This is a genomic window from Streptomyces sp. NPDC005551 (genome assembly GCF_042871785.1).
Classification (GTDB): Bacteria; Actinomycetota; Actinomycetes; order Streptomycetales; family Streptomycetaceae; genus Streptomyces.
The window spans coordinates 161,368-171,149 of the sequence record NZ_JBIAJE010000015.1 but is presented as its reverse complement, the minus strand read 5'-3'; the positions used below and the strand labels follow the sequence as shown (position 1 = coordinate 171,149).

The window sequence follows — 9,782 nt, the reverse complement described above, 5'->3', positions numbered from 1 at the left end:
CACAAGGTGTTCGTCCAGGGCGCGGTCTGGAACATCGACTCCTTCGACCAGTGGGGCGTCGAGCTCGGCAAGGTCCTCGCCAAGCGCGTCGAACCGGCGCTGACCGAGGGCGCCGACGTGCCCGGTCTCGACGAGTCGACGAAGGCCCTGGTCGCCAAGTACCGGGAGCTGCGCGGCCGGTAGGCACCGATGACGGGTGACCGGGAGACACCCGGTCACCCGGGGAGACGCCAAAAGCGTCCGTCCGTCTCCCGTAGAATCCAGGGCGATCACGTCACCGAGTGCTCGGGGGAGCGAAGTTGACCGGTTCGCGCAGAAGATGGCTGAGTGGTCCCCTGTCGGCGGGATCGGTCCTGCGGCCCAAGGCCGTCGCGCGGGCGCTGTTCCATCCGGCCTGGATCCCGGCGCCGGTCGACCCGTCCGTGGAGCGGCTCAAACGCTTACGTCTCATCGCCGGGGCGGTAGCCGCGTTCGGCGTGTACACCTTCGTGCAGGGCAGGTTCGACTTCACCGAGGTCCTGGAGAACGTGCTGACGGCGGCCGTCGTGCTGCTGTTCATCACACCCCTGACGGTCGGCGTGATGCTGTTCGTCTGGCGGCGCACCGGGCGGATCAGCCGACTGCGCGGATCCCTCTTCGACTCCCTCAAGCTGCTGCTGCTCTTCATCGGCACCGTCGTCGTGACCGTCCTGCTGTGGCAGCTCGCGATCTCGCTCGGCGGGATGATGATGATGGTGCCGGGCCTGACGGCGATGTGGCTCACCGGACTCGTGGCGTACGGAGCCGTGCAGGTCAACGGAAACTTCTTCGGCACCGCCGGAGTGCACCGCTGCCTGCCGCCGCTGCTCGCCACGGTGACCTCGTGGCTGATGGCCCTCCCGGACCTGCTCAGCGGTGATCTCCACGGGCTGAGCCTCACGATGGGCGTCGTCTTCATCCTGGGCGCCCCGCTGACGGTCACGGCCATCGCCGCGCTGGAGCTGCGCAGGCTCCGGCGCCGTTACGGGATCCGGCTGGGGGCGCACCCGGCCAGCCTGCCTCCGTCGGTTCCGCCCGCCCCGCCGTACGGGCACCTGCCACCGCAGCCCGGCCCGTACGCGCCGAACCCGGCGTTCACGTTCCACCAGGGGGGTCCGTACACGCCGGGGACGGGGAACCCGTACCAGCAACCGCAGCACCCGTACCCGCAGGGCCCCCGGAACCCCTACGACCCCCGCGGGTACTGACCCCGGCCACGATGCGGGCCGGGCCCGAATGCCGGACGCCGGACGGCTGAACAGCCCGTCCGGCGTCCGGGGGGAAGCGCGGTCGCGACCCGGGGGCCGTGCCGCCCGGCGTCCTACGGCGACGCGGGCGGATACAGCGAGCGGGGCAACTGCGAGGCCGCCGCGGAGTCCAGCAGCCACAGGGTGCGGGACCGGCCGTAGGCGCCGGCCGCCGGCGCCTGCACCTCACCGGCGCCCGACAGGGCGATGGCCGCCGCCCGTGCCTTGTCCTCGCCGGCCGCCAGCAGCCACACCTCCCGGGCGGAACGGATCGCGGGCAGCGTGAGCGAGATGCGGGTCGGCGGCGGCTTCGGCGCCCCGTGCACCCCGACGACCATGCGGTCGGTCTCGCGCACCGCGGGCAGCTCCGGGAAGAGCGAGGCCACGTGGGTGTCCGGGCCGACGCCCAGCATCAGGACGTCGAACGTCGGCACGGGCCCGTGGTTCTCGGGATCCGCCGCCTTCGCGAGCTCGGCGGCGTACGCCTCGGCCGCCGCGTCCGCGTCGCCGCCGTACGGGCCGTCGGACGCCGGCATCGCGTGGACCCGCGCGGGGTCCAGCGGGACCGAGTCCAGCAGCGCCTCACGGGCCTGGGTGACATTGCGCTCCGGGTCGCCCTCGGGCAGGAACCGCTCGTCTCCCCACCACAGGTCGAGGCGGGCCCAGTCGACGGCGTCCCGGGCGGGCTCGGCGGCCAGCGCCGCGAGCAAACCGTTGCCGTTGCGCCCGCCGGTGAGCACCACCGAGGCGTGGCCGCGCGAGGCCTGCGCGTCCACGATCTTCGTGACCAGCCGGGCCGCGGCGGCCCTGGCCATCAGCTCCTTGTCGTGGTGGACGACGAGCTGCGGAGTGCTCACTTGGCGGCCGCCTTCCTGGCCGGGGTCTTCGCGGCCTTCTTGGCGGGCGCCTTCGCGGTCCGCCCGGCCGGTGCCTCGTCGGCGGCCGCACCGGAGTCCGGGCCCTGCGCCGGGGCGTCCGCGGAGCCGGCGGTCAGCCGGTCCACGCCGTACCGCAGCGCCGAGGCGTAGGTGTCGTCCGGGTCCAGCCGGCGCAGCTCCTCCGCGATCAGCTCGGCGGTCTCGCGGCGCTTGAGGGCCACCGCGCGCGCGGGCTGGCCCTCGATGGTCAGCGTCGCCAGCGAGCCGTCGGCACGGTCCAGGACGATCGGACCGCAGTCGGTGTCCATCCGGACGGCGGTGAGGCCGGGGCCCGACGACACCGAGCGCCGGACCGGGACGTCGAGCCGGTCCGCCAGCCACATGCCGAGCAGTTCGCAGCTCGGGTTGAACTCCTCGCCCTCCACCTCGACCGCCTTGACCTCGCAGACGACCTGGTCCAGGGCCGCGGCCAGCATCGAACGCCAGGGCGTGATGCGGGTCCACGACAGGTCCGTGTCACCGGGGGCGTAGGCGTCGGCGCGGGCGGCGAGTTCCCGTACCGGCTGCTCGGAGGCGTAGGTGTCGGTGACCCGGCGCTGGGCGAGTGCGCCCAGCGGGTCGTTGGCCGGGTCGCTCGGCGCGTTCACCGGCCACCAGACGACGACGGGCGCGTCCGGCAGCAGCAGCGGGAGCACGACGGACTGGGCGTGGTCCACGACCTCGCCGTACAGGCGCAGGATGACCGTCTCACCGGTGCCGGCCTCCACCCCGAGGCGCACCTCGGCGTCGAGGCGCGACTTCGTGCGGTCGCGGGGCGAGCGCGAGACGCGCTTGATGACCACGAGGGTGCGCGAGGGGTGCTCGCGTGAGGCGTCGTTCGCGGCCTTCAGCGCGTCGTAGGCGTTCTCCTCGTCCGTGACGATGACGAGGGTGAGCACCATGCCGACGGCCGGTGTGCCGATGGCGCGGCGGCCCTGGACGAGCGCCTTGTTGATCTTGCTGGCCGTGGTGTCCGTGAGGTCTGTCTTCATGGCCGCCGCCAGCTCCGTCCGTCTCGTTCCAGCATCTGGTCCGCCTCGACGGGACCCCAGGTGCCGGCCTGGTACTGCGCGGGCTTGCCGTGCGCGTCCCAGTACTCCTCGATCGGGTCGAGGATCTTCCAGGACAGCTCGACCTCCTCCGTGCGCGGGAAGAGGTTGGAGTCGCCGAGCAGGACGTCGAGGATCAGCCGCTCGTACGCCTCCGGGCTGGACTCCGTGAAGGACTCGCCGTACGCGAAGTCCATCGACACGTCCCGGATCTCCATGGAGGTGCCGGGGACCTTGGAGCCGAAGCGGACCGTGATGCCCTCGTCGGGCTGGACGCGGATGACGATCGCGTTCGAGCCGAGTTCCTCGGTCGCCGTGTGGTCGAAGGGGGAGTGCGGGGCGCGCTGGAAGACGACCGCGATCTCGGTGACACGGCGGCCCAGACGCTTGCCCGTACGGAGATAGAAGGGGACGCCCGCCCAGCGCCGGTTGTCGATCTCCAGCTTGACGGCCGCGTAGGTGTCGGTCTTCGACTTGGCGTCGATACCGTCCTCCTGGAGGTAGCCGACGACCTTCTCGCCGCCCTGCCACCCGGCCGCGTACTGCCCGCGGACCGTGTTGCTGCCCAGGTCCTTCGGCAGCCTGGCGGCGCCGAGCACCTTGGTCTTCTCGGCGGCGAGCGCGTCCGCGTCGAAGGAGGCCGGCTCCTCCATGGCGGTCAGCGCCATCAGCTGGAGCAGGTGGTTCTGGATGACGTCACGCGCGGCGCCGATACCGTCGTAGTAGCCCGCGCGTCCGCCGATGCCGATGTCCTCGGCCATCGTGATCTGGATGTGGTCGACGTACGACCGGTTCCAGATCGGCTCGAACATCTGGTTGGCGAAGCGCAGCGCCAGGATGTTCTGGACGGTCTCCTTGCCCAGATAGTGGTCGATGCGGAAGACCTGCTCGGGGGCGAAGACCTCGTGGACGATCGCGTTGAGCTCCTCGGCCGACCTGAGGTCGTGGCCGAAGGGCTTCTCGATGACCGCGCGCCGCCAGGAACCGCCCTGCTGGTCGGCCAGCCCGTGCTTCTTGAGCTGCTGCACGACCTTGGGGAAGAACTTGGGCGGCACGGAGAGGTAGAAGGCGAAGTTGCCGCCGGTGCCCTGGGCCTTGTCGAGGTCCTCGATCGTCGCCTTCAACTGCTCGAAGGCGTCGTCGTCGTCGAAGTTGCCCTGGACGAAGCGCATGCCCTGGATGAGCTGCTGCCAGACCTCCTCGCGGAACTCCGTGCGGGCGTGCTCCTTGACGGCGTCGTGGACCTCCTGGGCGAAGTCCTCGTCCTGCCACTCGCGCCGGGCGAAGCCGACGAGCGAGAAGCCCGGGGGCAGCAGTCCGCGGTTGGCGAGGTCGTACACGGCGGGCATCAGCTTTTTACGTGACAAATCGCCCGTGACGCCGAAGATGACCAGGCCCGACGGCCCCGCGATACGCGGGAGCCGTCGGTCTGCGGGGTCACGCAGCGGATTGCTGCTCGACAAGATTTCAGCCCTCCGAAGGGGCGAGGCGCTGGAGCTCTGCCTCGGTCGACTTGAGCAGGTCGTTCCAGGCGGACTCGAACTTCTCGACGCCCTCGTCCTCCAGCAGCTGCACCACCTCGTCGTACGAGATCCCGAGCTTCTCGACCGCGTCGAGATCGGCGCGGGCCTGCTCGTACGTACCGGAGACGGTGTTCCCGGTGATCTCGCCCTCGCTCTCGGTCGCCTCGAGCGTGGCCTCCGGCATGGTGTTCACCGTGTTCGGCGCGACCAGCTGGTCGACGTACATGGTGGCCTTGTACGCCGGGTCCTTGACGCCCGTCGACGCCCAGAGCGGACGCTGCTTGTTGGCCTGCGCCTTGTCGAGGGCGGCCCAGCGCTCGCCGCTGAACACCTCCTCGTACGCCTGGTAGGCGAGCCGCGCGTTGGCGAGGGCGGCCTTGCCGCGGACGGCCTTGGCCTCGTCGGTGCCCAGCGCGTCGAGCCGCTTGTCGATCTCCGCGTCCACCCGGGACACGAAGAAGGACGCCACCGAGTGGATCTTGGAGAGATCCAGGCCGCGCTCCTTGGCCTTCTCCAGGCCGGCCAGGTAGGCCTCCATGACCTTGCGGTAGCGCTCCAGGGAGAAGATCAGCGTCACGTTCACGCTGATGCCGAGGCCGATGACCTCGGTGATCGCCGGGATGCCCGCCTCGGTGGCCGGGATCTTGATGAGCGTGTTCGGGCGGTCGACCAGCCAGGCGAGCTGCTTGGCCTCGGCGACGGTCGCCTTGGTGTTGTGCGCCAGACGCGGGTCGACCTCGATGGAGACCCGGCCGTCCTGGCCGTCCGTGGAGTCGAAGACCGGCCGCAGGATGTCGGCGGCGTCACGGACGTCCACCGTGGTGATCATGCGGAGGGCTTCCTCGACCGTGACCCGGCGGGCGGCGAGGTCGGAGAGCTGCTGGTCGTAACCGTCGCCCTGGGAGATGGCCTTCTGGAAGATCGACGGGTTGGTGGTGACGCCCACGACGTGCTGCTGATCCATCAGCTCGGCGAGATTGCCGGACGTGATCCGCTTGCGCGACAGGTCGTCCAGCCAGATCGCCACGCCTTCCTCGGAGAGGCGCTTGAGTGCGTCTGTCATGGAAAATGCATCTCCTACGTGTCGTATGTCAGCGTCAGCGCTGGGCTGCGGCGATCGATTCCCGGGCGGCGGAGGCGACGTTCTCGGCAGTGAAGCCGAACTCCTGGAAGAGCACCTTGCCGTCAGCGGAAGCACCGAAGTGCTCCAGCGAAACAATGCGTCCGGCGTCGCCGACGAAGCGGTGCCAGGTCAGACCGATGCCGGCTTCCACCGCCACCCGCGCCCTGACGGACGGCGGCAGGACGCTGTCCCGGTACCCCTGGTCCTGCTCCTCGAACCACTCCACGGACGGCATCGACACGACCCGCGTCGCGATGCCCGCGGCCTGGAGCTGCTCACGCGCCTCGACGGCCACATGCACCTCGGAGCCGGTGCCGATCAGGATGACCTCGGGCGTGCCGCCCTCGGCCTCCAGCAGGACGTACCCGCCCTTGGCCGCGTTCTCGTCGGGCTCGTACGTCGGCACACCCTGACGGGTCAGCACCAGGCCGTGCGGAGCGCCCTTGCCGTACACCTTGGTGTAGCGACGCAGGATCTCGCGCCAGGCGATCGCGGTCTCGTTGGCGTCGGCCGGGCGGATGACGTTCAGGCCGGGGATGGCGCGCAGCGAGGCGAGGTGCTCGACCGGCTGGTGGGTGGGGCCGTCCTCGCCGAGGCCGATGGAGTCGTGCGTCCACACGTACGTCACCGGCAGGTGCATCAGCGCGGACAGGCGCACGGCGTTGCGCATGTAGTCGGAGAACACCAGGAAGGTGCCGCCGTAGATGCGGGTGTTGCCGTGCAGCGCGATGCCGTTCATCTCCGCGGCCATGGAGTGCTCGCGGATGCCGAAGTGCACCGTGCGGCCGTACTGGTCCGCGCCCGGCAGGGGGTTGCCCTCGGGGAGGAACGACGAGTTCTTGTCGATCGTCGTGTTGTTCGAGCCGGCGAGGTCGGCGGAACCGCCCCACAGCTCGGGGATGACCGCGCCGAGTGCCTGGAGCACCTTGCCGGACGCGGCACGCGTGGCGACGGACGTGCCCGCCTCGAAGACCGGGAGCTTGTCCTCCCAGCCTTCCGGCAGCGCGGTCGACGCGATGCGGTCGAACTCGGCGGCGCGCTCGGGGTCGGCGGTGCGCCAGGCGGCGAACGTCTTGTCCCACTCGGCCTTGGCCTCACGGCCCCGGTCGAGCGCGCCACGGGTGTGGGCGAGGACCTCGTCGGACACCTCGAAGGACTTCTCGGGGTCGAAGCCGAGGACGCGCTTGGTGGCCGCGACCTCGTCGTCGCCGAGGGCCGAGCCGTGCGCGGCCTCGGTGTTCTGCGCGTTCGGGGCGGGCCAGGCGATGATCGAGCGCATCGCGATGAACGACGGCTTGTCCGTCACAGCCTTCGCGGCCTGGATCGCCGCGAAGAGCGCCTGCGGGTCGAGGTCGCCGTTCTCCTTCGGCTGCACCCGCTGCACGTGCCAGCCGTACGCCTCGTACCGCTTGACGGTGTCCTCGGAGACGGCCGTCTCGGTGTCGCCCTCGATCGAGATGTGGTTGTCGTCCCACAGCAGGACCAGGTTGCCGAGCTTCTGGTGGCCCGCGAGGGAGGACGCCTCGGCGGAGATGCCCTCCTGGAGGCAGCCGTCGCCGGCGATCGCGTAGATGAAGTGGTCGAACGGGGAGGTGCCGGGGGCGGCCTCCGGGTCGAACAGGCCGCGCTCGTAGCGGGCGGCCATCGCCATGCCCACCGCGTTGGCGACGCCCTGGCCGAGCGGACCGGTCGTCGTCTCGACACCGGTCGTGTGGCCGTACTCGGGGTGACCGGGCGTCTTGGAGCCCCACGTCCGGAAGGACTGGAGGTCCTCCAGCTCCAGGCCGAAGCCGGCCAGGTAGAGCTGGATGTAGAGGGTCAGGGACGAGTGACCCGCGGACAGCACGAAGCGGTCGCGTCCGGTCCAGTCGGCGTCCGCCGGGTCGTGCCGCATCACCTTCTGGAAGAGGGTGTAGGCGGCGGGCGCCAGGCTCATCGCCGTACCCGGATGGCCGTTGCCGACCTTCTGTACGGCATCGGCGGCCAGGACGCGGGCGGTGTCGACGGCCCGCTGGTCCAACTCGGTCCACTCGAGGTCTGTGGTGGTCGGCTTGGTGCTCACCCTGAGTCAGGGCTCCTCTCCACATGGTCCACATGTCGAATGCCGGTGCGCTTGGCGCCCACCGGACTTTGTCGAGCCTACCCCCGGGAGTACGTGCGTTTTTTCGACTCTTTCCAGACTGCCGGGACTGGACGGGATCCGCCTCCCGACCGGGCTGTTCCCCGTGTGGCAAGTGAATACGGAGGCGCTCATCTGACCGCTCAATCGAGAGGGACCCGGCTCTTTGTGCGGAGCCCTCCAACACGACCCCACCCCCGCGAAGGGCGGGGTCTGGGCAACGTCTACAGTGGCGTGGTACGCGCGAGCCTTTACGGGGAGTTCACACCCGGGGGCTTGCTGGGATGTCTCTGTCAGGGGTGTGCGTGACGGCCGTCGAATCCCGTCCAGCGGGTGGGGGCACCGCCCATGCCGTGCGGACCAGGGGAGAGCTCGGGAGAAACACCGGCCCGGGCCACCGGCCGTTCGGGGCCCGGGTGAAGGCGTTCGTGGCGCTGACCAAGCCGCGGATCATCGAGCTGCTGCTGATCACCACCGTGCCGGTGATGTTCCTGGCCGAGCAGGGTGTGCCCGACCTGAAGCTGGTGCTCCTGACCTGCCTGGGCGGCTACCTGTCGGCGGGGGGCGCCAACGCGCTCAACATGTACATCGACCGCGACATCGACGCCCTGATGGACCGCACCGCCCAGCGGCCCCTGGTCACCGGCATGGTCAGCCCGCGCGAGTGCCTGGCCTTCGGCCTCTCGCTCGCGGTGGTCTCCACGCTGCTGTTCGGCCTGACGGTCAACTGGCTGTCGGCCTGGCTGTCGCTCGGCGCGCTGCTGTTCTACGTGGTCGTCTACACGATGATCCTCAAGCGCCGGACGTCGCAGAACATCGTCTGGGGCGGCATCGCGGGCTGCATGCCGGTCCTCATCGGCTGGTCCTCGGTCACGAACTCGATGTCGTGGGCGCCGGTCGTCCTCTTCCTCGTCATGTTCTTCTGGACGCCGCCGCACTACTGGCCGCTGTCGATGAAGGTGCGGGACGACTACGCACGCGTGGGCGTGCCGATGCTTCCGGTCATCGCCTCGAACAAGGTGGTCGCCCGCCAGATCGTCCTCTACAGCTGGATGATGGTCGCCGTCTCGCTGCTCCTCACCCCGCTCGGCTACACCGGCTGGTTCTACACGGCGGTCGCGCTGGTGGCCGGCGGCTGGTGGCTGTGGGAGGCGCACGGTCTGCAGAACCGCGCCAAGTCCGAGGCGACGGGCGGCAAGCTCAAGGAGATGCGGCTGTTCCACTGGTCCATCACCTATGTGTCGCTGCTCTTCGTGGCGGTCGCGGTGGACCCCTTCCTGCGCTAGACACCTCCGACGGGCGGGGTGCGTGGTCAAGGCCACGCACCCCGCCCGTCGCCGTTCGATCTACCCGTCGGTAGCATCCTGGCCATGGCAGACACCGAGCAGGTTGACGAGAGCACCGGCGCCACGCAGGACGCCAAGACCGAGCGCCGGGCCGCCCGGCTCGCCAAGGAGATCGCCGGCTTTGCCAAGGCGCACGGCGGGACCGACGGCCACATCGAGTACCTCGGGCAGCGGGGCGCCCGGATCGTGCTCGTCGGCGCGGACGGCGGCTGGGGCGACCTGGTGGCCCCCACGTACGCCGTCGCGGAGCAGGCCGTGAAGAAGTCCGGCATCACCGTGCACGAGGAGTTCGACGGCGAGTTCGCGGCCAGGGTGCGGACGGGCCCGTACGAGTGGAAGCGAATGGCAGGCCTCCAGCTCGGCTCCCCCAGCAACACCTGACCCCACCCCCGCGCACCTGCGGACGAAGTCGGAGCCGCGCCCCGTCCAGGGGCGCGGGG

8 protein-coding genes and 1 pseudogene are annotated in these 9,782 nt (G+C 70.3%); 4 read left to right on the top strand and 5 right to left on the bottom strand.

The window, feature by feature from the left end; all coding sequences use genetic code 11:
- A pseudogene (locus ACFYP4_RS32645) lies at positions 1-183 on the top strand (glucose-6-phosphate isomerase); the annotation flags it as partial.
- 116 nt (positions 184-299) lie between these two features.
- Positions 300-1,226, top strand: coding sequence for a DUF3824 domain-containing protein (locus ACFYP4_RS32640; protein ID WP_388790386.1), 927 nt, complete (start codon positions 300-302; stop codon positions 1,224-1,226).
- 113 nt (positions 1,227-1,339) lie between these two features.
- Here ACFYP4_RS32640 and pgl read toward each other — a convergent pair whose 3' ends face one another.
- From pgl to tkt, 5 genes are read right to left on the bottom strand one after another with little or no spacing between them, the layout of a single operon-like run.
- A complete protein-coding gene (pgl, locus tag ACFYP4_RS32635; protein ID WP_388790383.1) occupies positions 1,340-2,122 on the bottom strand; it encodes a 6-phosphogluconolactonase in 783 nt (260 codons plus the stop codon).
- On the bottom strand, positions 2,119-3,174 hold the full coding sequence (opcA, locus tag ACFYP4_RS32630; RefSeq protein WP_388790379.1) for a glucose-6-phosphate dehydrogenase assembly protein OpcA: 1,056 nt from the start codon (positions 3,172-3,174) through the stop codon (positions 2,119-2,121). Before opcA ends, pgl begins: the two co-directional genes overlap by 4 nt.
- Positions 3,171-4,697: a glucose-6-phosphate dehydrogenase gene (gene zwf / locus ACFYP4_RS32625; RefSeq protein WP_358855949.1), complete on the bottom strand. Its 1,527-nt coding sequence runs from the start codon at positions 4,695-4,697 to the stop codon at positions 3,171-3,173. The genes opcA and zwf overlap by 4 nt, the downstream gene beginning before the upstream one ends.
- Before the next feature lies 1 nt (position 4,698).
- Positions 4,699-5,817 carry a transaldolase gene (tal, locus tag ACFYP4_RS32620; RefSeq protein WP_358855944.1) on the bottom strand — a complete coding sequence of 373 codons (1,119 nt, stop codon included), beginning with the start codon at positions 5,815-5,817 and terminating at the stop codon, positions 4,699-4,701.
- Positions 5,818-5,851: 34 nt separating this feature from the next.
- Complete coding sequence (gene tkt, locus ACFYP4_RS32615) at positions 5,852-7,939, bottom strand: transketolase (protein ID WP_358855943.1); 2,088 nt, start codon at positions 7,937-7,939, stop codon at positions 5,852-5,854.
- 356 nt (positions 7,940-8,295) lie between these two features.
- On the opposite strand from tkt, the gene ACFYP4_RS32610 reads away from it, so the two are divergent.
- A complete protein-coding gene (locus tag ACFYP4_RS32610) occupies positions 8,296-9,282 on the top strand; it encodes a heme o synthase (protein ID WP_358855948.1) in 987 nt (328 codons plus the stop codon).
- Between the two features lie 84 nt (positions 9,283-9,366).
- A complete protein-coding gene (locus ACFYP4_RS32605) occupies positions 9,367-9,723 on the top strand; it encodes a hypothetical protein (RefSeq protein WP_388790375.1) in 357 nt (118 codons plus the stop codon).
- The last annotated feature ends 59 nt before the right edge of the window (positions 9,724-9,782 follow it).